Source organism: Acinetobacter sp. 24-47-67 (assembly GCF_056779735.1).
The window spans coordinates 1-326 of the sequence record NZ_JBWYIK010000045.1; the positions used below are offsets into that span (position 1 = coordinate 1).

Sequence of the window (326 nt, forward strand, 5' to 3'; positions counted from 1 at the left end):
AAGCTAAGCATGATGAATTGGTAGAGGCAATTGCTGCTAAAAATGGTGTAATCAGTCCAGCAACGCAAGCTCAATTACAAGCGATCAAAGATCAATTAGATGCGTTGAAAGGTACAGCACAAGGCTTGGTTGATGCATTACCTGCATCAGCAGCTAAAGATGATCTAGATGCTCGTTTAGATGCTCTAGATACAGTTGTACCAGCAGTGAACGATACAGATAGCAATGGTATTGCTGATGATGTTGATGCCGCGATTGCAGCAGCAACACAAGCGGTTCAAACTGCAGAAGCTAAGCATGATGAATTGGTAGAGGCAATTGCTGCT

The 326-nt window shown here is 43.3% G+C and carries 1 protein-coding gene; it reads left to right on the plus strand.

Annotated features, from left to right (window positions below; genetic code table 11):
* On the plus strand, nucleotides 1-326 hold a 326-nt coding region (locus AC1M9K_RS14600; protein WP_481589651.1), incomplete at both ends, for a GA-like domain-containing protein.